This is a genomic window from Inquilinus ginsengisoli, assembly GCF_031453975.1.
Lineage (GTDB): Bacteria > Pseudomonadota > Alphaproteobacteria > DSM-16000 > Inquilinaceae > Inquilinus > Inquilinus ginsengisoli_A.
On record NZ_JAVDPW010000005.1, the window covers coordinates 1 to 21,000 of the forward strand.

At 69.7% G+C, this 21,000-nt stretch carries 21 protein-coding genes and 1 pseudogene; 16 read left to right on the forward strand and 6 right to left on the reverse strand.

The window, feature by feature from the left end; genetic code table 11:
* Positions 1 to 288, forward strand: a pseudogene (locus E9232_RS14460) (S-(hydroxymethyl)glutathione dehydrogenase); the annotation flags it as partial.
* Entirely contained in the window at positions 288 to 1,136 is an 849-nt protein-coding gene (gene fghA, locus E9232_RS14465) for an S-formylglutathione hydrolase (RefSeq protein WP_309794858.1), read from the forward strand. The pseudogene E9232_RS14460 and the gene fghA, both read left to right, overlap by 1 nt.
* A gap of 7 nt (positions 1,137 to 1,143) precedes the next feature.
* On the opposite strand, the gene E9232_RS14470 is transcribed toward fghA, so the two are convergent.
* On the reverse strand, positions 1,144 to 1,920 hold the full coding sequence (locus E9232_RS14470; RefSeq protein ID WP_309794859.1) for an MBL fold metallo-hydrolase: 777 nt from the start codon (positions 1,918 to 1,920) through the stop codon (positions 1,144 to 1,146).
* A 192-nt stretch (positions 1,921 to 2,112) separates the two neighbouring features.
* Here E9232_RS14470 and E9232_RS14475 point away from each other — a divergent pair, with 192 nt between their 5' ends.
* Both E9232_RS14475 and E9232_RS14480 read left to right on the forward strand, forming a co-directional pair.
* Positions 2,113 to 3,201 (forward strand): Gfo/Idh/MocA family protein, encoded by a 1,089-nt coding sequence (locus E9232_RS14475; RefSeq protein WP_309794860.1) that lies wholly within the window; start codon positions 2,113 to 2,115, stop codon positions 3,199 to 3,201.
* A 41-nt stretch (positions 3,202 to 3,242) separates the two neighbouring features.
* On the forward strand, positions 3,243 to 3,824 hold the full coding sequence (locus tag E9232_RS14480) for a gluconokinase (protein WP_309794861.1): 582 nt from the start codon (positions 3,243 to 3,245) through the stop codon (positions 3,822 to 3,824).
* Between the two features lies 1 nt (position 3,825).
* Here E9232_RS14480 and E9232_RS14485 read toward each other — a convergent pair whose 3' ends face one another.
* Positions 3,826 to 4,734, reverse strand: a complete 909-nt coding sequence (locus tag E9232_RS14485) for a LysR family transcriptional regulator (protein WP_309794862.1) — start codon at positions 4,732 to 4,734, stop codon at positions 3,826 to 3,828.
* A gap of 94 nt (positions 4,735 to 4,828) precedes the next feature.
* On the opposite strand from E9232_RS14485, the gene E9232_RS14490 reads away from it, so the two are divergent.
* The 9 genes from E9232_RS14490 to msrP all read left to right on the forward strand — a co-directional run bounded on the left by E9232_RS14490 (position 4,829) and on the right by msrP (position 14,304).
* Positions 4,829 to 5,839, forward strand: a complete 1,011-nt coding sequence (locus E9232_RS14490; protein WP_309794863.1) for a zinc-dependent alcohol dehydrogenase family protein — start codon at positions 4,829 to 4,831, stop codon at positions 5,837 to 5,839.
* A gap of 112 nt (positions 5,840 to 5,951) precedes the next feature.
* Complete coding sequence (locus tag E9232_RS14495; RefSeq protein ID WP_309794864.1) at positions 5,952 to 6,668, forward strand: hypothetical protein; 717 nt, start codon at positions 5,952 to 5,954, stop codon at positions 6,666 to 6,668.
* A gap of 118 nt (positions 6,669 to 6,786) precedes the next feature.
* Complete coding sequence (locus E9232_RS14500; protein ID WP_309794865.1) at positions 6,787 to 7,674, forward strand: N-acetylmuramic acid 6-phosphate etherase; 888 nt, start codon at positions 6,787 to 6,789, stop codon at positions 7,672 to 7,674.
* 74 nt (positions 7,675 to 7,748) lie between these two features.
* On the forward strand, positions 7,749 to 9,011 hold the full coding sequence (locus E9232_RS14505; RefSeq protein ID WP_309794866.1) for an ABC transporter substrate-binding protein: 1,263 nt from the start codon (positions 7,749 to 7,751) through the stop codon (positions 9,009 to 9,011).
* Positions 9,012 to 9,120: 109 nt separating this feature from the next.
* The gene (locus tag E9232_RS14510) at positions 9,121 to 10,083 is read left to right on the forward strand and encodes a carbohydrate ABC transporter permease (RefSeq protein WP_309794867.1); all 963 of its coding nucleotides are present in this window, start codon (positions 9,121 to 9,123) and stop codon (positions 10,081 to 10,083) included.
* A 3-nt stretch (positions 10,084 to 10,086) separates the two neighbouring features.
* The gene (locus tag E9232_RS14515) at positions 10,087 to 10,926 is read left to right on the forward strand and encodes a carbohydrate ABC transporter permease (protein WP_309794868.1); all 840 of its coding nucleotides are present in this window, start codon (positions 10,087 to 10,089) and stop codon (positions 10,924 to 10,926) included.
* Positions 10,927 to 11,049: 123 nt separating this feature from the next.
* Positions 11,050 to 12,252: a pyridoxal phosphate-dependent aminotransferase gene (locus E9232_RS14520; protein ID WP_309794869.1), complete on the forward strand. Its 1,203-nt coding sequence runs from the start codon at positions 11,050 to 11,052 to the stop codon at positions 12,250 to 12,252.
* A gap of 62 nt (positions 12,253 to 12,314) precedes the next feature.
* Positions 12,315 to 13,238 carry a ketopantoate reductase family protein gene (locus tag E9232_RS14525; RefSeq protein ID WP_309794870.1) on the forward strand — a complete coding sequence of 308 codons (924 nt, stop codon included), beginning with the start codon at positions 12,315 to 12,317 and terminating at the stop codon, positions 13,236 to 13,238.
* Between the two features lie 73 nt (positions 13,239 to 13,311).
* On the forward strand, positions 13,312 to 14,304 hold the full coding sequence (gene msrP / locus E9232_RS14530) for a protein-methionine-sulfoxide reductase catalytic subunit MsrP (protein ID WP_441725474.1): 993 nt from the start codon (positions 13,312 to 13,314) through the stop codon (positions 14,302 to 14,304).
* Positions 14,305 to 14,741: 437 nt separating this feature from the next.
* Here the strand turns inward: msrP and E9232_RS14535 are convergent, their stop codons facing one another.
* From E9232_RS14535 to E9232_RS14545, 3 genes are all read right to left on the reverse strand, one after another.
* Positions 14,742 to 15,632: a LysR family transcriptional regulator gene (locus E9232_RS14535; protein WP_309794871.1), complete on the reverse strand. Its 891-nt coding sequence runs from the start codon at positions 15,630 to 15,632 to the stop codon at positions 14,742 to 14,744.
* A gap of 358 nt (positions 15,633 to 15,990) precedes the next feature.
* Positions 15,991 to 16,998, reverse strand: a complete 1,008-nt coding sequence (gene trxB / locus E9232_RS14540; RefSeq protein ID WP_309794872.1) for a thioredoxin-disulfide reductase — start codon at positions 16,996 to 16,998, stop codon at positions 15,991 to 15,993.
* A 108-nt stretch (positions 16,999 to 17,106) separates the two neighbouring features.
* Positions 17,107 to 18,075: a mitochondrial fission ELM1 family protein gene (locus E9232_RS14545; RefSeq protein ID WP_309794873.1), complete on the reverse strand. Its 969-nt coding sequence runs from the start codon at positions 18,073 to 18,075 to the stop codon at positions 17,107 to 17,109.
* A gap of 101 nt (positions 18,076 to 18,176) precedes the next feature.
* Here E9232_RS14545 and E9232_RS14550 point away from each other — a divergent pair, with 101 nt between their 5' ends.
* The gene (locus E9232_RS14550; protein ID WP_309794874.1) at positions 18,177 to 18,677 is read left to right on the forward strand and encodes an Lrp/AsnC family transcriptional regulator; all 501 of its coding nucleotides are present in this window, start codon (positions 18,177 to 18,179) and stop codon (positions 18,675 to 18,677) included.
* Positions 18,678 to 18,720: 43 nt separating this feature from the next.
* On the opposite strand, the gene E9232_RS14555 is transcribed toward E9232_RS14550, so the two are convergent.
* The gene (locus tag E9232_RS14555; protein WP_309794875.1) at positions 18,721 to 19,671 is read right to left on the reverse strand and encodes a LysR substrate-binding domain-containing protein; all 951 of its coding nucleotides are present in this window, start codon (positions 19,669 to 19,671) and stop codon (positions 18,721 to 18,723) included.
* A 103-nt stretch (positions 19,672 to 19,774) separates the two neighbouring features.
* Here E9232_RS14555 and hemH point away from each other — a divergent pair, with 103 nt between their 5' ends.
* Both hemH and E9232_RS14565 read left to right on the forward strand, forming a co-directional pair.
* The gene (gene hemH, locus E9232_RS14560) at positions 19,775 to 20,785 is read left to right on the forward strand and encodes a ferrochelatase (protein ID WP_309794876.1); all 1,011 of its coding nucleotides are present in this window, start codon (positions 19,775 to 19,777) and stop codon (positions 20,783 to 20,785) included.
* A complete protein-coding gene (locus tag E9232_RS14565; protein WP_309794877.1) occupies positions 20,785 to 20,967 on the forward strand; it encodes a hypothetical protein in 183 nt (60 codons plus the stop codon). Before hemH ends, E9232_RS14565 begins: the two co-directional genes overlap by 1 nt.
* Positions 20,968 to 21,000: the final 33 nt, after the last annotated feature.

Consider the following 21,000-nt stretch of genomic DNA (forward strand, 5'->3'; position numbering starts at 1 on the left):
GAAGCGTCCCACCGCGGCTGGGGCCAGAGCATCGTGATCGGCGTGGCCGGGGCGGGGCAGGAGATTTCGACGCGGCCGTTCCAGCTGGTGACCGGACGGGTGTGGAAGGGCTCGGCCTTCGGCGGCGCCCGGGGCCGGACCGATGTGCCGAAGATCGTCGACTGGTACATGTCGGGCAAGATCGAGATCGACGCGATGATCACCCACAAGCTGCCGCTGGAGCGGATCAACGAAGGCTTCGACCTGATGCATGAGGGCAAGTCGATCCGTACCGTGGTCGAATTCTGATGACCGCGCCCGTCCTTCGCAGCAAGCACCGCGCCTTCGAGGGTGAGGTCGGCTTCTACAGCCACGCCTCGTCCGAGATCGGCGGCGAGATGCGGTTCTCGGTGTTCGTGCCGCCGCAGGCGGCCGAACGCCCGGTGCCGGTGCTGGTCTACCTCGCGGGGCTGACCTGCACCGAAGAAACCTTCATGACCAAGGCCGGCGCCCTGGGCCATGCCGCCGAATTCGGGCTGATGCTGGTGGCGCCGGACACCAGCCCGCGCGACCGGAGGTATCCCGGCGACGACGCGTCCTGGGATTTCGGGCTGGGCGCCGGCTTCTACCTCGACGCGACGGCGGCGCCGTGGCGGGACGGCTACCGGATGCACGCCTATGTGACGCGCGAGCTGCCGGAGCTGATCGGCCGGCACTTCCCGGCGCGGCGTTCGGCGATGGGCATCTTCGGCCATTCCATGGGCGGGCACGGGGCGCTTGTGGCGGCGCTGCGCAACCCCGGCCTGTACCGGTCGGTGTCGGCCTTCGCGCCGATCGCGGCGCCGTCGCAATGTCCCTGGGGGCAGAAGGCGTTCGGCAACTATCTCGGCCCCGACCAGGCCGCCTGGGCGGAATGGGACGCGACCGCGCTGGTGGAGCAGGGGGCCCGCTGCCCGGAGCTGCTGATCGACCAGGGCGAGGCCGACCAGTTCCTGGCGCGCGAGCTGCACCCGCATCTGCTGGAGGCGGCCTGCAAGGCCGGGGGCCAGCCCCTGACCCTGCGCCGCCATGCCGGCTACGACCACGGCTACTACTTCATCTCCAGCTTCATCGCCGACCACATCCGCCACCACGCCGGCACGCTGAATCGCGGCTGAGGCGGCCCTACAGTGGGAACCGCACCGGCTGGCCCCGTTCCAGGGCGGTCAGCCGGGACGCCACGCCGAGCGTGGCGAAGGACGCGGCAAGGTCTGCTGCGCTTTCCTTGAAATGGAACCAGCCTTCGTTGTGGATGGCGACGATGGCCGCCTGCGGGAAGGCGGCCGCCGCCTCCAGGGCGTCATTGCTGCCCATGGTCATGCGGAACCGGCCCCGCGGTTCCGCGGCACCGGTGAACAGCATCACCACCTTGGGCGCGAAGCGGCGCGCCACCTCGGCCATCCCCTCGTACCAGACGGTGTCGCCGGTGATGTAGATCGCATCGCCGGGCTCCTGGACGCCCAGCAGGAAGCCGACGACGTCGCCGGAGATCGGCTCGATGCCAACCGGGCCGTGGCGCGCCGGGGCGGCGGTGACGAACAGCCGCTCCGCATCCTTGCCCTCCAACACCTGGGTTTCGAACGGGGCGAGGCCCAGCGCATTGCCCCCCAGTCGTTCCGCCCCGGCGCGGGTGGTGTAGGTCGTGCCGACGCTCGGCAGCATGGCGCGCCCGCTGCTGTCGAGATTGTCCAGATGGTGGTCGTGGCTCAGCAGCACCGCGTCCAGCGCTCCGATCTCCTGGACCGACAGGGCGGGGCCGGAGGTCTTCTCGAACCGGACCGGTGTCTCCCGGTACAGGCCCGGCGGGTCGAAGGTCGGGTCGGTCAGCAGGCGCAGGCCGCCGATCTCGACAAGGGCGGTCGGGCCGCCGATCAGGGTGATCGTCAGGGTCGATGGGGGCATGGCGCGGGATCCTTTGCGAAGTCCGACCCGTTGCAGATGGGCGGTCCTGCCCCGCGATGGAATACCCATAATGTCAGACCTAATGGGCGCCAATCCTCTTGCCATCGGCGGGGCGGCTGACCGACATTCGGATCGCGCCGGCCGCCCCTTCCGCGCGGCCCGGCCCCTCGGCCCACGACCAGGAGTTTCCCCATGACCGATCCGGTGCGCGTCCTCGTCGTCGGGGTCGGCCATATGGGCTTGTCCCATGCCCTGGCCTATCACCGGCTGGACGGGTTCGAGATCGTCGGCCTGGTCGCCCGCTCGATCGCCAAGGCCGACCTGCCGGCAGAGCTGGTGGACTATCCGCGCTTCGCCGACTACGCCGCGGCCCTGGCCGAGACCCGGCCGGACGCGGTGTCGATCAACACCTATTCCGACACCCATGCGGAGTTCGCGCTGAAGGCGCTGGACGCCGGCGCCCATGTCTTCATGGAAAAGCCGATCGCGACCACGGTCGAGGATGCCGAGCGCATCGTCGCCCGGGCGAAGGAAACCAACCGCAAGCTGGTGATCGGCTACATCCTGCGGGTCCACCCGTCCTGGGTGAAGTTCATCGAGGTGGCGAAGACCCTGGGCAAGCCGCTGGTGATGCGGATGAATTTGAACCAGCAGAGCTCCGGCCCATCCTGGACCTGGCACCAGAACCTGCTGCAGTCGCTGTCGCCGATCGTCGATTGCGGCGTCCACTATGTCGACGTGATGTGCCAGATGACCGGGGCCCGGCCGGTGCGGGTGCACGGCATCGGCGCCCGCCTGTCCGACGCCGTCGAGATCCACAATTACGGCCATCTCCATGTCGTCTTCGACGACGGCTCGGTCGGCTGGTACGAGGCCGGCTGGGGCCCGATGATGAGCGAGGTGGCCTATTTCGTGAAGGACGTGGTCGGGCCGAAGGGCAGCGTCTCGATCGTGGTGCCGCAGGACGGGCAGGGCGAGGCCAAGACCGACGCGATCTCCGATTCCGCCGACATCGACCGCCACACCAAGACCAACGCGCTGAAGGTCCATTCCGCCGCGATCGACGGGAACAACCATTTCGTCGAGAAGGACCGCTGGATCACCATGGCGGACGAACCCGGCCACCAGGAGCTGTGCGACCGCGAGCAGGAGCTGTTCCTGCGCGCGATCCGCGAGGATCTCGACCTGACCGATTCGATGCAGGCGGCGATCGACAGCCTGCGCATCGTGCTGGCGGCGGATGAGAGCTTCCGCACCGGCGAGGTCGTCAAGCTCGCCTGACCGGACCGCAGCACCCGGACCGAAACGAGAGGAGACGCGGCATGGCCGCCGACAGGCCCGATCCCGAATCGCGGGGCTCCGGCCACGCCATCCCGCCCGGCGTGGCCATCGTCATGGGCGTCTCGGGCTCGGGCAAGACCACGATCGGCAAGCAGCTGGCGCGCCGCATGGGCGGCATCTTCGCCGATGCCGACAGCTTCCACCCGCCGGCCAACATCGAGAAGATGAAGGCCGGCCACCCGCTGACCGACGCGGATCGCTGGCCCTGGCTCGACGCCATGGCGGAACAGATCACGCGCTGGCTGGCCGAAGGGCAGCCGGCGGTGCTGGCCTGCTCCGCGCTCAAGCGGGTCTATCGCGACCGGCTGGTCGCCGGCCGGCCGCAGGTCGCCTTCCTCTACCTCTCGGGGTCCGAGGCGGTGATCGCCACACGCCTCGCCAACCGCCGGGGCCATTTCATGCCGCCGGCACTGCTGCGCAGCCAGTTCGAGACGCTGGAGCCGCCGGGGCCGGACGAGCGGGTGGTGACGGTCGACATCCGCCACCCGCCGCGCCGGATCATCGACATTGCGACCCGCCGTTTCGGCCTGCCGCCGCAGCAGCCCAAGCCGCCGGCCGGGTGACCTAGCCCGCCTGGGTCAGGGGCACCACCGCCGGCGCCAGCCTCTGCCGCAGCGTCTCCTCGAGATGGTCGACCGCGCGGTCCAGCCGGCCGAGATGCGGCGCCCGCACTACGCTGACGGTAAAGTCGGAGCGGAAGCCCGGCACGTCGATGCGGCGCAGCTCGTCGCGCGCGGTGTAGCGGCGCGACGGCAGCACGCCCAGGCCGAAGCCGCTGCGGATCAGCGCCTGCTGCATCGCCACGTCATGGACCTCGGCCGAGATCCGCAGCGTCAGCCCTTCGCGGGCGAAGATCGCTTCCAGCAGGGTGCGGACGTCGCAGGAATCGCCGGGGCTGACCACCCAGTCGCAGGCGGCGAGGTCGGCCAGCGACGGCCGGCGCGGCAGGGTCAGGCTGCGGGCGCCGACCACCACCAGCTGCTCCTGCCCCACCACGCGGCCGGGATAGGGGGCCGCGTGCTTCTGCATCATCACCACCGCCGCGTCCAGCCGGCCGCGGTCCAAATCGGCCAGCAGCGTCGCCGCCTGGCCGCCGATCAGCCGCAGCGACAGCCGGGGATAGCGCTGGCGCAGCTCGCGCATCAGCGCCGCGAAATCGGCTTCGGCGAAGGCGTGCAGCACGCCGACGCCCAGGCGCAGGGCCCCTTCCGGTTCGGCGCCGTTGCCGGCGCTGGTCTTCAGCTCCTCCATCGCCGCCAGGATGGCGCGGCAGCGGTCAAGCGCGGCGAGTCCCGCCGGGGTCAGCCGCGGCGGCTTCACCCGCCGGTCCAGCAGGGTGACGCCGAGATGCTGCTCCAGCCGCTGGATCTGCCGGGTGACGGCCGGCTGGGTCAGCGGCAGCCGCTCCGCCACCCGCTGGATCGACCCGGTCTCGGCCAGCAGCACGAAGGCGCGCATCTCGTCCAACATCATGCCGATCCGTCATGAAGTTTCTGAAAACAATGAATTTGAAGACTAGCCGATGGCGGGCGATCTCTCCAGCGGGATCACTTCCGGGAGAGATGAGATGAAGGCGTTCGTGATCGAAGAGGGTTCGGGCCTCGACCGGCTGGCGCTGGTGGAGCGGCCGGTGCCGGAGCCGCGGCGCGGCGAGGTGGTGCTGCGGATGCGCGCCGCGTCCCTGAACTACCGCGACCTGGAGATCGTGCGCGGCACCTACCACGCCGGATTTGCGCTGCCGATGGTGCCGCTGTCCGACGGCGTCGGCGAGGTCGTGGCGGTCGGCGAGGGCGTCACCCGCGTCGCGGTCGGCGACCGGGTGGCCTCGACCTTCTGGCAGGGCTGGATCGCCGGCGATTTCGAGGGCATCGAACGGGCGGTGCCGCTGGGCGGGCCGGGCCCCGGCGTACTGGCGGAATATGTCCGGCTCGACGCCGAGGGCGTGACCCGGGTTCCGGACCACCTGACCGACGCCGAGGCGGCGACGCTGCCCTGCGCCGCCCTGACCGCCTGGACCTCGCTGGTCGCGGAGGGCGGGCTGAAGCCCGGCGACACGGTGCTGGTACAGGGCACCGGCGGGGTCGCGATCTTCGCCCTGCAATTCGCGGTCGCGGCCGGCGCCTGCGCCATCGTCACCTCGTCCAGCGACGCGAAGCTGGAGCAGGCAAGGGCGCTCGGCGCCACCGGCACGGTGAACTACCGCACCACGCCGGACTGGCACCTCGCGGTGCGCGAGCTGACCGGCGGCCGCGGTGTCGACCATGTCATCGAGGTCGGCGGCCCCGGCACCTTCGCGCGCTCGCTGGCGGCGATCCGCACCGGCGGCCAGATCAACGTCATCGGCTATCTCGGCGGCAAGTCAACCGAGATCAATCCGATGGAGATCCTGTTCCGCCGGGCCCGGATCCGCGGCATCCCGGTCGGGTCGCGCGACAGCTTCGAGGCGATGAACCGGGCGGTCGCGGCGACCGGGTTGCGGCCGGTGATCGACCGCGGCTTCGCCTGGACCGAGGCGCCGACGGCGCTGCGGCACCTCGAATCGGCGCAGCACTTTGGCAAGGTGGTGCTGACATTCTAGCAGGCCCAGCGCAGCCAAGCGAAAATTGTCACAATTCAAGGGGTTGGCAGGCGCGGCTGAATGACTACTCTCAAGGGGCACCAGCCATTCCCCGGAGAGAGTGAGCCCGCCGATGCCGCGGTCCCGCCGCCCCTTTCTGCTGCCTCTTGCCGTCCTCGCCGCCCTGGCGGCGACACCGGGCGCCCACGCCTGGTCCGACCGCGACTTCGGCGTGGTCACCGGCCAGCGCGACATCCGCGGCGCCGGCTCGGTCGGGGCGGCGCTGCAGTCGCAGGTTCCGGGCTTCATCGCCCGGACCGGCGTCACCTTCGACATCCCGGCCGATCCCAATCCCGGATTCGCATCGCATTGGGACCGGCTGGAGACGTCCCGGCGCACCGCCGCCGGCAAGGCGGAGGCGAGCGTCACCCTGTCGCGGCTGCCCTGGTTCGTGCCGTTCTGGCAGTCGGCCAGGGTCGAGGCCAGCTTCGACCCGCAGGCCGCGGAGGGCGCCGGGCAGGTGGCGGCAGTGCTGTCCCGCGCCTGGTCGCTGGTCGGCCTCTCCGGCTCGGTGGAAGACCGCTATGCCGTGATGCAGGACGGGCTGCTCGGGCCGCAGGCGCCGGTGACGCACTGGGAGATCGGTCGCAGCACCCGGCTGCAACTGCCCTGGGGGTCCACCGCGCTGCTGTTCGGCAGCCAGTTCTCCAGCACCGACCGGCTGCTGACCGGCAGCGTCGGCGTGGAGCAGACCCTGTTCGGGCCGCTGCAGCTCAACGCCTCGTTCATCGACCTCGGCACCGCGCAGCCCGGCGCCCGGATCTCGGCAGGCTTCAAGCTCAGCTGGTAGGCCCGCGCAGCCCCGTTCTGGCGTCGGCATGACGACCGGTCTTGCGCCCGGCAGGCAAAGCTGGAAGACTGTGGTCTAGACCACTCACGTCCAACCGCTCAGCCACCGAACGGACCGCATGGGAACCGAAACCGCGTCACGCCGCTACAGGGGCATCGACACCTGGGAGGATGCGGAGATCCTCGACGCGCTGCTCGAATCCCAGCTCGCCGCGGTGGCGGCGGTGCGGCCGGCCCTGCCGGCCCTGGCGGCGGCGGCGGCCGATGCGGCGCCCCGGCTGGGGCGCGGCGGCCGGCTGGTCTATGCCGGCGCCGGCGCTTCCGGCCGAATCGCGGCGCAGGACGGGTCCGAACTGTTCCCGACCTTCGGCCACCCGCATGACCGCCTGGAATACCTCATCGCCGGCGGCACCGGGGCGCTGACCCGGTCGGTCGAGAACGCCGAGGACGACGCCGATGCCGGCCGGGCCGAGGCCGAGGCGCTGCGCCTGGGCGCCGATGACGTCGTGGTCGGCGTCGCCGCCAGCGGCGGCACCCCCTACACCCGCGCCGTGCTGCAGGCCGCGTCTCGCGCCGGCGCCCTGACCATCGCCGTCGCCTCCAATCCCGGCGCGCCGATCTTCGGCGACGCCGCCCATGTGATCCTGGCCGCGACGGGGGAGGAGCCGATCGCCGGTTCCACCCGGCTGAAGGCCGGCACCGCCCAGAAGGTGGTGCTGAACCTGTTCTCGACGCTGGTGATGACCCGGCTGGGCCATGTCTATGACGGGCTGATGGTCGACATGCAGCCGACCAACGCCAAGCTGAACGACCGGTCGGTGCGCATGCTGCGCGCCATCGTGCCGGTCGACGAGACGGCGGCCCGGGCGGCGCTGGCGGCGGCGGGGAACAACGTCAAGCTGGCGGCGCTGGTGGCGTCGGGCGACAGCGCCGAGGACGGGCGCCGGCGCCTGGCCGGGGCCGGCGGCGATCTGCGCCGCGCCCTGGCGGCGATCCAACGACAATAGGGATACCGGGCGCCGCGGGGCCGTCCCGCCGCCCGTGTGCACGGCGAAACGCCGAACAGAGGAGGCAGGTTCATATGTCTTATTCATTTATCCGCGGCGCGTTCCTGGCCGGGGCGGCGCTCGTCGCCCTCGCGGGCCAGGCGGTGGCCGCCGACGTCACGCTGACGATCGAAAGCTGGCGCAACGACGACCTGAAGATCTGGCAGGACACCATCATCCCGGCCTTCGAGAAGACCCATCCCGGGATCAAGGTGGTGTTCGCGCCCTCGACGCCGACCGAATACAACGCCGCGCTCAACGCCAAGCTCGACGGCGGCACCGCCGGCGACCTGATCACCTGCCGGCCGTTCGACGCCTCGCTGGCGCTGTTCCAGAAGGGCTACCTGGCCCCGGTCACCGACCTGAAGGGCATGGACACCTTCTCCGACGTGGCCAAGAGCGCCTGGATCACCGATGACGCCAAGACGCTGTTCTGCGTGCCGATGGCCTCGGTCATCCACGGCTACCTCTACAACAAGGACATCTTCGCGGCCGAAGGCCTGACCGTTCCGAAGACCGAGGCCGAGTTCTTCGCCCTGCTCGACAAGATCAAGGCCAAGGGCGAGGTCGCGCCGCTCGACATCGGCACCAAGGACCAGTGGGAGGCCGCGACCATGGGCTTCCAGAACATCGGTCCGAACCTGTGGAAGGGCGAGGAAGGCCGCAAGGCGCTGATCGCCGGCACCCAGAAGTTCACCGACAAGCCCTATGTCGAGGCGTTCGAGGAACTGGCGAAGTGGCGTCCGTACCTGCCGGACGGCTACCAGGCCCAGGCCTATCCGGACAGCCAGAACCTGTTCACCCTCGGCCGCGCCGCGATCTACCCGGCCGGGTCCTGGGACATCGCCGCCTTCAACGCCCAGGCCGACTTCAAGATGGGCGCGTTCCCGCCGCCGGTCGAGAAGGCCGGCGACAAGTGCTACATCAGCGATCACACCGACATCGCGCTCGGCATGAACGCCAAGACCAAGAATCCGGAAGCGACCAAGGCGTTCCTGGAATGGGTGGCGACGGCCGAATTCGCCGACATCTACTCCAACGCCCTGCCGGGCTTCTTCTCGCTGTCGAACCACCCGGTCACCATCAAGGACCCGGTGGCGGCGGAGTTCGTCAGCTGGCGCAAGCTGTGCGAGCCGTCGATCCGCAACTCGTACCAGATCCTGTCGCGCGGCACGCCGAACCTGGAGAACGAGCTGTGGAACGTCTCCGCCCAGGTGCTGAACGGCACGCTGACGCCGCAGCAGGCGGCCGAGCAGGTCCAGAAGGGCCTCGACTCCTGGTACAAGCCGGCCAAGTAGGCTGACCACCGGCGCAGGGCGCGGTCCGGGTTTTCCGGGCTGCGCCCTGGCGCTTATCCGGGCCGCCGATCATGCTGTCGGATCGCCCGCTTTCCCATAGACTGTTCCCATGGCCAGCACCCAGACCGTCGTCATTCCCCGCGCCCAGATCGCGGGCCGCCGGGGCCGCTTCCCCTGGCACATCGTCGTCTTCCTGGCGCCCGCGTCGCTGATCTACACTATATTCATGGTGTACCCGCTGCTCGACAGCATCCGGCTCAGCCTGTTCGTGCAAGATGAGAGCGGGGTGCGGCACTACGCCGGGCTGGCCAACTACGCGGCGCTGTTCTTCGACCCGCAATGGGCCGACCGGTTCTGGAACGCGCTGCTCAACAATTTCCTGTTCTTCGCCGTGCACATGCTGGTGCAGAACCCGATCGCGATCGGGCTGGCGGCCCTGCTGTCGCTGCCGCGGCTGCGCTTCACCAACACGTACCGGACGCTGATGTTCACCCCGACGCTGCTGTCGGTGGTGATCATCGGCTTCATCTGGAAGCTGATCCTGTCGCCGACCTGGGGCGTCGCCAAGTCGATGCTCGGCACGGTGGGCCTGGGCTCGCTCTTCGCCCCCTGGCTGGGGCAGGAGCAGAGCGCGCTGCTCACCCTGGCGCTGGTGTCGGTGTGGCAATGGGTCGGCATGCCGCTGCTGCTGACCTACGCCGCGCTGCTGAACATCCCGGAGAGCCTGACCGAAGCGGCGCGGGTCGACGGCGCCAGCCAGATGACGATCTTCTGGCGCATCAAGCTGCCGCTGATCTGGCCGACCATCGGCATGGTCTCGATCCTGACCTTTGTCGGCAACTTCAACGCCTTCGACCTGATCTACGTCGCCCAGGGCGCGCTGGCCGGGCCGAACTTCGCGACCGACATCCTCGGCACCTTCTTCTACCGCACCTTCTTCGGCTTCCAGCTGCAGCTGGGCGACCCGACCATGGGCGCCGCGGTGGCGACGGTGATGTTCGGGATCATCCTGGCCGGCGTGATGACCTACTTCTACATCGTGCAGCGCCGGCTGCAGCGCTACGAGCTCTGACCCATGGCCAACCGCACTTCCCCCGTCTCGGCCGCCGCGATCCATGCGGTGCTGCTCGGCTACACCATCATCGCGCTGTTCCCGATCGTGCTGGTGCTGTTCAACGCCTTCAAGTCGCGCAAGGCGATCTTCAGCCAGCCGCTGATGCCGCCGACCGCGGACAGCTTCAGCCTGATCGGCTTCGACACGGTGCTGACCCGGTCGAATTTCGGGCTCTATTTCGGCAACAGCCTGACCGTGACGCTGGTGACGCTGTTCCTGGTGGTGTTCCTCGGCGCCATGGCCGCCTGGGCGCTGTCGGAATACAGCTTCCGCGGCAGCGCCACGCTGGCGGTCTACCTCGCCATCGGCATCATGATCCCGATCCGGCTGGGTACCGTCTCGATCCTGCAGCTGGTGGTGTGGCTCGGCCTCAACGACACGGTGTGGTCGCTGATCCTGGTCTACACCGCCATGGGCCTGCCGCTGTCGATCTTCATCCTGTCGGAGTTCATGCGCCAGATCCCGTCCGAGCTGAAGGATTCGGCGCGCTGCGACGGGGTTGGCGAATACCGCATCTTCTTCCGGATCATCCTGCCGCTGGTGCGGCCGGCGCTGGCGACCGTCGCCGTCTTCACCATGGTGCCGATCTGGAACGATTTGTGGTTCCCGCTGATCCTGGCGCCGAGCGAAGGCGCCCGGACCATCACCCTCGGGGTGCAGCAATTCGTCGGCCAGTACGTCACCGACTGGAACGCGGTGCTGGCCTCGCTGACCCTGGCGATCATCCCGGTGCTGGTGCTCTACGCCTTCTTCTCGCGCCAGCTGATCTCCGGCCTGACCTCGGGCGCGGTGAAGGGGTAGGGCGGAGCCCCTCCGCGCCCGGCGCGGGCGCGGTGACGAATTTTCGCAGGGCTGGCGGCTTGTCGGCGGGGGCAGGGCGGGGCTACCGTCGCCGGCTTTCCTCATTTCCCGGGATCCGGAACCATGGCCTTCCTCGCCGCCTCGCTCGCCCGCGTCAAGCCGTCGCCGACCATCGCCGTCACCACCAAGGCGGCCGAGCTGAAGGCGGCCGGCCGCGACGTCATCGGCCTCGGCGCCGGTGAGCCGGATTTCGACACGCCCGACAACATCAAGCAGGCTGCGATCGCCGCGATCCAGTCCGGCAAGACCAAATACACCGCGGTCGACGGTACGCCGGAGCTGAAGAAGGCGATCGCCGCCAAGTTCCTGCGCGAGAACGGCCTGACATACGAGACCAGTCAGATCACCGTCGGCACCGGCGGCAAGCAGGTGCTGTACAACGCGCTGCTGGCGACGCTGAACCCGGGCGACGAGGTGGTGATCCCGGCGCCCTACTGGGTCAGCTATCCCGACATGGTGCTGCTGTGCGGCGGCACCCCGGTGCCGGTGACCTGCCCGCCGGAGAAGAGCTTCAAGCTGCAGCCGGCCGACCTCGAGGCCGCGATCACGCCGAAGACCAAGTGGCTGATCCTGAACTCGCCGTCGAACCCGACCGGCTCGGCCTACAGCTTCGCCGAGATGAAGGCGCTGACCGACGTGCTGCTGCGCCACCCGCATGTGCATGTGCTGACCGACGACATGTACGAGCACCTGGTCTATGACGGCTTCACCTTCGTCACCCCGGCCCAGGTCGAGCCCAAGCTGTACGACCGCACCCTGACCCTGAACGGCGTGTCCAAGGCCTATTGCATGACCGGCTGGCGCATCGGCTACGCCGCCGGCCGGCCGGACCTGATCAAGGCCATCGCCAAGGTGCAGAGCCAGTCGACCTCGAACCCGTCCTCGATCAGCCAGGCGGCGGCGGTCGAGGCGCTGAACGGCCCGCAGGATTTCATCCCGCGCCACAACGAGGTGTTCAAGCAGCGCCGCGACCTGGTGGTGTCGATGCTGAACCAGGCCTCCGGCATCACCTGCCACCGGCCGGAGGGCGCGTTCTACGTCTTCCCGTCCTGCGCCGGCACCATCGGCAAGCAGACCCCGGACGGCAAGGTGATCGAGACCGACGAAGATTTCGTCACATACCTCCTGGAATCCGAGGGCGTGGCGGTGGTGCAGGGCTCGGCCTTCGGGCTGGCGCCGTTCTTCCGCATCTCCTACGCCACCGCCACCGAGTCGCTGCACGAGGCCTGCATCCGCATCCAACGCGCCAGCGCCGCGCTGCGGTAGCATCAAGTCCTGTCGGTCGGGTGCGCCGAGGCGAACCCGGCCGACGGCAGGAGAGATCGACCATGCGCATCGCGATCATCGGGGCCGGGGGCGTCGGGGCCGTGTTCGGTGCGGCGCTGCAGCAGGCGGGGGCGGAGGTCGCCTTCGTCGCCCGCGGGGCGCATCTCCAGGCGCTGCAGACCCGGGGCCTGACCATCCGCGACCAGGCCGGCGCGACCCTGTCGACGGGCGCGGTGACCGCGGTCGACGACCCAGCCGCGATCGGCCCGGTCGATCTCGTCATCCTCACCGTCAAGCTGTGGGACCTCGCCGCGGCGGCCGCCGCGATCCGGCCGCTGATCGGGCCGGCCACGCTGGTGCTGCCGCTGCAGAACGGGGTCGAGGCCGCCGACATCATCGCCGCCGCCCTGCCGGGGCCGGAGGTGCTGGGCGGCGTCGCCTATGTCTCCGCGCGGATCGAGGCGCCCGGCGTGATCCGCCAGACCGGGACGATGCGCAGCCTGGCCTTCGGCCATCGCAATGGCAGCGCCGGCGAGACGGTCCGGGCGCTCGACGCGTTGTGCCGTGCCGCCGGCATCAAGGGCGGCGCCAGCGACCGGATCGAGGCGGTGCTGTGGGAGAAGCTGACCTTCCTGGCGTCGGTGGCCGGCGTCGGGTCGGCGACACGCCAGCCGATCGGGGTGATGCGGGCGGTGCCCGAGACCCGGGCGCTGCTGGCCGCCGCCTTCGCCGAGATCGTGGCCGTCGGCCGGGCGCGCGGCGTGGCGCTGGCCGCGGACCTCGCCGAGCGCACCATGGCGACCGTCGACGGGCTGCCGGAGGTGACGCGGAGTTCGATGCAGCAGGATCTCGAGGCCGGCGGGCGGCTGGAACTGCCCTGGCTGTCCGGCGCGGTGGTGCGGCTGGGCGCCGCGGCCGGCGTCCCGACCCCGGCGCATGCGGCTTTGCTGGGCGTCCTGGCGCCCTATGTCGAGGGGCGGCGGTAACAACGGCCCCTCCTGCTGCGAACTAGATGGTGAGACCATGCGGTCTCGTCGCTCAGGACCGGTGGAAGGAAGCATGCCGATGTTGATCAAGCGCAATCCAGGCTGGCGGTTGCCGGAGAGCCAGACGACGCCGGAAGCGGTCTATCTCGACCGGCGGCGCCTGCTGCAGGCGATGGGCTTCGGCGCCGGGCTGCTGGCCACCACCGGGCTGGCAACGACCGCGGTAATGAGGCCGCATCCGGCCCTTGCCGCCGACGCGCCGGACCCGACCGCGGACCTCTATCCGGCCAAGCAGAACCCGCGCTACACGCTCGACCGCGCGCTGACGCCGGAGAAGGACGTCACCACCTACAACAACTTCTACGAGTTCGGCTCGGACAAGGACATCTGGGAGGCGGCGCAGGCGCTGCAGATCCGGCCCTGGACGGTGAAGTTCGAGGGCATGGTCGAGCAGGAGCGGGAGGTCGACATCGACACCTTGATCCGCGCCATGCCGCTGGAGGAGCGGCTGTACCGCCACCGCTGCGTCGAGGCCTGGTCGATGGCGGTGCCGTGGACCGGTTTCCCGCTGAAGGCGCTGATCGACTACGCCAAGCCGACCGGCTCGGCAAAGTATGTGCGCATGGAAACCTTCCAGAACGACACGGCGCCCGGTTTCGCCCAGACGTTCTACCCCTGGCCCTATGTCGAGGGCCTGACCATGGCCGAGGCCACCAACGAGCTGGCCTTCATGGTCACCGGCCTCTACGGCAAGCCGGTGGCGAAGCAGGACGGCGCGCCGCTGCGGCTGGTGACTCCCTGGAAATACGGCTTCAAATCGATCAAGAGCATCATCCGCATCAGCTTCACCGACGAGCGGCCGGTGAGCTTCTGGGAGCAGCTGCAGAGCAGCGAGTACGGCTTCTGGGCGAATGTGAACCCCCAGGTGCCACACCCGCGCTGGAGCCAGGCGATGGAGCGGGTGCTGGGCACCGGCGACCGGGTGCCGACCCTGCTCTACAACGGCTACGGCGAATATGTCGCCGACCTCTACAAGGGGCTGGAAAGCGAGCGCCTGTACACCTGAGGTCCAGCCCCCGCGGCCGGGGCGGTTTCGGCGGGCGGCATGCGGCACCGGCATGCCGTCTGCAGGTGTTTCCGGATTCTGCACAAAAAAAGGGCCGGAAACATGTTCCGGCCCGAGTCAAACAGGGAGGCTTCACGTCTGGGAGACGCAAGGAGCCGGCAGAGCCGGACCCTTGTTCTTGCTGCGCTGCAGCACGAACGCTCCTAAGATAGGCATTCTGTGAGCGATTGGTAACCAGTTTCTACCAATGCTTTTATGCGCGCTTTGCATAGCTCGTTCTGGGCGGCGCAGACCCCAGCAAATCCGCCATTTATCCGTGGGGTTTTGCACAGATTTCAGGCGTTTGCCGTCTTTTTCTCATCCCAAGGGCCTAGGAAAACGCGCGCGGCTGCCTATGCGCGGCTTGCAGGCCTCGCGACGCAGCCGGGCGGCAGGGGTCAGAACTTGCTTTCGGCGACCTTGCGGACGAGGAAGTCGCGGAACACCGAGATGCGCTTGGAGTGACGCAGCTCCTCGGCATAGACGAAATAGGCCTCGGTGGTCGGCCCGGTAACCTCCGGCAGCACCCGCACCACGTTCAGGGTCGGGTCGACCATGAAGTCGGGCAGGGCGGCAAGGCCCAGGCCGCTGCGCACGGCGCGGTAGATCGCGTACTGGTTGTTCACCCTGAGCGCGATCCGGCGGCCGCCCTGCGGCGGGCTGCCGACATGGGCCAGCCAGTTGATGTCGGCGATCGGGCCGCGCGCATCCTCGCCATAGATGATGATCGAGTGCTTGTTCAGGTCATCCAGCGTCTGCGGGATGCCGTTGCGCTTGAGATAGTCGACCGACCCGAAGATGTGGATCTTCACGGTCATCAGGTGGCGTTGGATCAGGTCCGGCTGGCGCGGCGGGGTCATGCGGATGGCCACGTCGGCCTCGCGCATGCCCAAATCCAGCTCCTCGTCGTCGATCAGCACCGACAGGTCGATGTCCGGGAAGGCGGTCAGGAACTCGCGCACCCGCGGCGTCAGCCAGGTCGAGCCGAAGGCGACGGTGGTGGTGATCTTCAGCGGCCCGCGCGCATGGTCCTTGCTCTCGCTCAGCTGCGCTTCGGTCATCGACAGCTTGGCGAAGACCTCCCGCGCGGTGCGGAACAGCAGTTCCCCCTGCTCGGTCAGGATCAGGCCGCGCGCATGCCGGTGGAACAGCGGAACCTTGAGGCTCTCCTCGAGGGCGCTGATCTGGCGGCTGACCGCCGATTGGCTGAGGTTCAGCTTCTCGCCGGCATGGGTGAAGCTGCCCGCGTCAGCGACGGCGTGGAAAACGCGCAGCTTGTCCCAGTCCATGCTTAGACACCCGTTCGTTTCTTGCGCGGGCGACAAGGGCGGGATGGTCGATATACCAGCGCTCGGCGTCGCGCCTGCGAATCACACTATATGCACTATGAGGGCCACCCCCGACCCAACGCAAGCGAAGCTTGGTCGCGGCGGGAACAATTGTTTCGCCAACGCCCGGGGGGACGCCACCCCCTTCGCCGTCGCGCCTATGAAAAAGGGGCGGTGAAAATCGGGACCGTCGAAGGGGGCGGGGCCGCAAGAACGCCTTCGACCAATCTCCCGTCATCCCCGCGCAAGCGGGGATCTCATGACGACTTGAGCGGACGTCATTCCCGCTTGCGCGGGAATGACGTCCGAGGGGGTGGGACTAAACCGCGGCGGCGGCCATCGGGCGGGTGTCGCGGTCGGCGATGCGGGCGAGATGGCCGGTGCCGGCATGCTCGGACAGGAAGCGTTCGGCCTCCAGCGCCGCCATGCAGCCCATGCCGGCGGCGGTCACCGCCTGGCGGTAGACCCGGTCCTTGACGTCGCCGGCGGCGAACACGCCCGGGATGTCGGTCGCGGTCGAATCCGGTGCGGTCCGGATGTAGCCGTCGGCATCCATCGCGACATGGCCCCTGAACACCGCGGTCGCCGGGTCATGGCCGATGGCGACGAACACGCCGTCGGCCGGCAGCAGGGTCTCGGCCCCGTCGCGGCTGTCGCGCAGGCGCAGGCCGGTCACCGTCTCCGGCGTGCCGGCGCCGACGATCTCCTCGACCACATGGTTCCACACCACCTCGACCTTGGGGTGGGCGAACAGCCGGTCCTGCAGGATGCGCTCGGCGCGCAGCTGGTCACGACGGTGCACCAGCGTCACCTTGGTGGCGTGGTTGGTCAGGTACAGCGCCTCCTCGACCGCGGAGTTGCCGCCGCCGATCACCGCGACCTCCTTGCCGCGGAAGAAGAAGCCGTCGCAGGTGGCGCAGGCCGAGACGCCGCGGCCCTGGAAGTGCTGCTCGCTCGGCAGGCCCATCCAGCGCGCCTGGGCGCCGGTGGCGATGATCACGGAATCGGCCTCATAGACCGCGCCGGAATCGGCGGTGCAGACGAAGGGCCGGCGCGAGAAGTCGACCTGGGTGATCAGGTCGAACTCCAGCCGCGTGCCGCAATGCTTGGCCTGGGCCTCCATCTGCTCCATCAGCCAGGGGCCTTGGACGACGTCGGCGAAGCCCGGGTAGTTCTCGACATCGGTGGTGATCGTCAACTGCCCGCCGGGCTGCAGCCCCTGCACCAGGATCGGCTCCAGATTGGCGCGGGCGGCGTAGATCGCGGCGGTGTAGCCGGCCGGGCCGGAACCGATGATCAGGACCTTGGTGCGATGGGTGGCCGGCATGGCAGATCATCCGCTGCGGAAAGGGGTCACCGATAGATAAACACCGGGGGAAGCCACGGCAAGGCGGCGCTGGCCAGGGGTGCGCCCTGGGCACGGGGGACGGCGTGGTCAGGCCGGTCCGAACAGCGCCCGCACCCGGGCCGCCGCCTGCGCGGTGTCGTTCAGCGGCGGATAGGTCCACTGCTCCAGCCGGCCGGCGAAGGGGCGGGTAACGCCCTCGGCCGCCAGCGCGTCCTGGAAACGGCGGTGCTTGGGTGCCAGCTCGGCCCAGGGCACGACCAGGACGGGCTTGCCGGTGGTCGCCGCCTCCGAGGTCATGTTGACGCTGTCGATGGTGACGATCACGGCATCGGCCAGGGCCAGGAAGCCGAAATAGGGGTTGGGGCCTTCGCCGTCCCAGATCCAGGCGGGCAACCCGTCCAGCGCCGCCCGCAGCGCCGCGACCTCGCCCGGCGGGGTGCGGCGGCTGGTGGTGACCATCAGCCCGGTGCCGGCCCGCGCCAGCTCGGCCAGCTGTCCGGCGAGTCGGGCCAGGGCGCCGGCCGGCACCGCCACCGACTTGCTGCTGCCGCCGATCAGCACCGCGGCGCGCGGTCGCGGCAGATGGTCCAGGCGCGGACCCCATTCCGCCGCCGCCGCCGCGAGACGGGCCGGGGTGACCAGGTTCAGCGCGCCATGGGTGGCGAAGACGTTGGGACCGGTCAGGCCGTCATGGCGCGGCGTCACGATCAGATCGAATCGCCGCGGGTTGACGCCGGGACGAAATATTTGCACAAGGCGCGTCCGATGACCGCTGGCGCGCTTCACCGCGAGGGCCGGGAACACGCTCTGCCGGCCGGCTGCGATCAGCAGGTCGGGCCAGGGCGGGCCTTTCAGTCCGAAGCCGGCGGCGGATCGAACGGGATCGAGGAACCGATGCCAGCCATGGCGCGCGTCGAGTCGGAAGACCTCCGGGACGGCGCCGACCGCTTCGGCCAGTCCGAGGCACTGGTTCTCGTTCGCCGGACGGCCGTCGGACACCACCCAGACCCCCAGGGACTCGATGTCGCCTTCCCCTTTGCGGGGCGTCGCGCTCATCGTGCCGCAGCCCCGCCGGAACGCAGGAATGCACTTGCGCCAAGCGAAAGTCCGGCAATATCCTTGCGCGTAATCACGGAAGACCTTTCATGAGAGAACCTATGCGCCGTGTGAAGCTCGACCGCATCGACCGACGTATCCTTCGCGACCTCCAGGACGACGGCCGGATGACCAACGTCGAGCTGGCGCGTCGTGCCGGCATCTCCGCCCCGCCCTGCCTGCGCCGGGTCCGGGCGCTGGAGGAGGCGCACTACATCCGCGGTTACCATGCCGACATCAACCCGGAGGCGCTGGGATTCGGGGTCACGGTGTTCGCCCAGGTCGGGCTGACCAGCCAGGCCGAGGCCGATCTGCGCAAGTTCGAGGAGCTGGTGGGCAGCTGGCCGCTGGTGCGCGAATGCCACATGCTGGCGGGCGAGACCGACTTCCTGCTGAAGATCGTGGCCGAGGATTGGGACAGCTACCAGCGCTTCCTCACCACCCAGCTGACCTCGGCGCCGAACGTCAACCACGTCAAATCGGCGCTGGCGATCCGCACCGGCAAGCTGCTGCCGGGCGTGCCGATCGAGGTCGAGGTCAAGGACCATCATCGCGAGGACTGAGCCCCGAGGCTTCGGGAGCTGAGTATCGGAACGGGGGCCGGCGTCATGCCGCGCCCCCGTTTTTCATGGGCGTTTCGCGCGCCATCGCCGTGGTCCCGGGCGGCGGGTGGCCCAGCAGGCACTGGCGCAGCGACTCGAACTGCTCGGCCCGCGGGTCGCTCTGTCGCCAGGCCAGCCCGACGGCGCGGCCGGGCGGCGGCCCGTCGAAGCCGGCATAGGAGACCAGGCCGCCGACGCTGGCCTCGCCCAGCGTGGCCAGGCGCGGGAACAGGCTGTAGCCGGCGCCGGCCGCGATCATCTGGCGCAGCGTCTCCAGGCTGGTGCTGTGCCGCCGCCCGCCGCCGGCGCCCAGCGTGCCGCACATCTCCAGCGCCTGGTCGCGCAGGCAGTGCCCGTCCTCCAGCAGCAGCAGGCCGTCGCGCGGCAGGTCGCCGATGCGGGCGGCGCCGTCGGCCGCGATCGGCCGCTCCGCCGGCTGGGCCAGGACGAAGGGCTCGAAGAACAGCGGCGCGGTGGCGATCTGCGGGTCGGCCACCGGCAACGAGAGGAACACCAGATCCAGCGCGCCATGCCGCAGCGCCTCGACCAGCTGGTAGGTGCGGCCCTCATTCAGGATCAGCTCCAGCCGCGGGAAGGCCTCGCGCAGCGGCCGCAGCATGTGCGGGAACAGGTAGGGGCCCAGCGTCTCGATCGCCCCGACCGACAGCGGGCCGGACAGCGGGGCGTCCAGCTCCTGCGCCAGCGCCATCAGCCGTCGCGCCTCCAGCAGCACGCGCCGGGCCTGGGCCAGGATGGCGTCGCCCTTGGCGGTGACCAGCACGGTCTTGCCGCGCTCGAACACGGCCAGGCCCAGCGTCTCCTCCAGCTTGCGGATCTGCATGCTCAGCGCCGGCTGGCTGACGCCGCAGCGCTCCGCCGCCTGGCCGAAATGGCGGAGGTCGGCGACGGCGACGAGGTATTCGAGATCGCGGAGGGACAGGCCGGAGAGGGTCATGACTCCAATGTAGGATAAGCAACGCCTATCTTCTACATAGAGTCGATCGATTGGATCTTATCGGCTTGGTCGGCGAGGCTGGGGTCAACGCCAGGAGCCAGCCATGCCCTCCATCGCCAGACCCGCCCTCGTCGCCCGCCGTCGCCGCATCGCCCTGGTGCTGCTGCAGATCGGCGGGCCGGACCGGCTCGACGCCGTCGGCCCGTTCCTGCGCAACTTCTTCTCCGACCCCGAGATCATCCGCCTGCCGGGCCTGCTGCGGGCCGGGGTGGCGCGCTGGATCGCCCATCGCCGCACCCCGGTGGCGCGCGAGATCTACCGCCAGCTCGGCGGCGCCTCGCCGATCCTGCTGCAGACCCGGGCTCAGGGCCGGGCGGTGGCGGCGCAGCTGCGCGACCTCGGCGAGGTCCGGCCCTTCGTGGCGATGCGCTACTGGCACCCCTTCGCGGCGGAGACGGCCGAGTCGATCCGCGCCTGGCAGCCGGACGAGATCGTGCTGCTGCCGCTGTATCCGCAGTATTCGACCACCACCACCCGCTCGGCGCTGGCCGACTGGGATGTGGCGGCGCGACGTGCGGGGCTGGTGGCGCCGACCCGCCGCATCGGCGCCGCGCCGGCCGATTCCGGCTTCATCGCCGCCCAGGCCGAGCTGATCCGCCGCGCCTGGCCTGGGGATGGCGGCCGGCACCGGCTGCTGTTCACCGCCCACGGCCTGCCGCTGTCGATCGTCCAGGCCGGGGATCCCTATCCCGATCATGTCCGGGTCTCGGCCGAGGCGGTGGTCGCGGCGCTCGGCATCCCCGACCTCGACTGGCGCATCGCCTTCCAGAGCCGGGTGACGCCGCAGGCATGGCTGACCCCGGACACCGAGCACGAGGTGAAGCAGGCCGGGCAGGACCGTGTCGGCCTGGTGCTGGTGCCGATCGCCTTCGTCTCCGAACACTCCGAGACGCTGGTCGAACTCGACCGCGAAGTCCGGGCGGTGGCCGACGCCGCCGGGGTGCCCTCCTTCATCCGCGTGCCCACCGTCGGCGTCCATCCGGCCTATGTCGCCGGGCTGGCGGCCCAGGTGCGGCGCGCGCTCGCCACCGACCTGCTGCAGGAGGCCGCGTAATGCGCCCGACCTTGAACGCGCTGATGGCCGATCTCGCCCGCCACGATGCCCGCCTAACCCTCGAGGACGGCCGGGTCGGGGTTCAGGGCGACCTGCCGGCCGATCTGCTGCTGCGGCTTCACCGCCATCGCTGCCAGCTGCTGACGCTGGTGGAGCGGGGCAATCACTTATCGCACCGATAAGAACGATCGAATTCCTTTATCAGCCGATCCCCT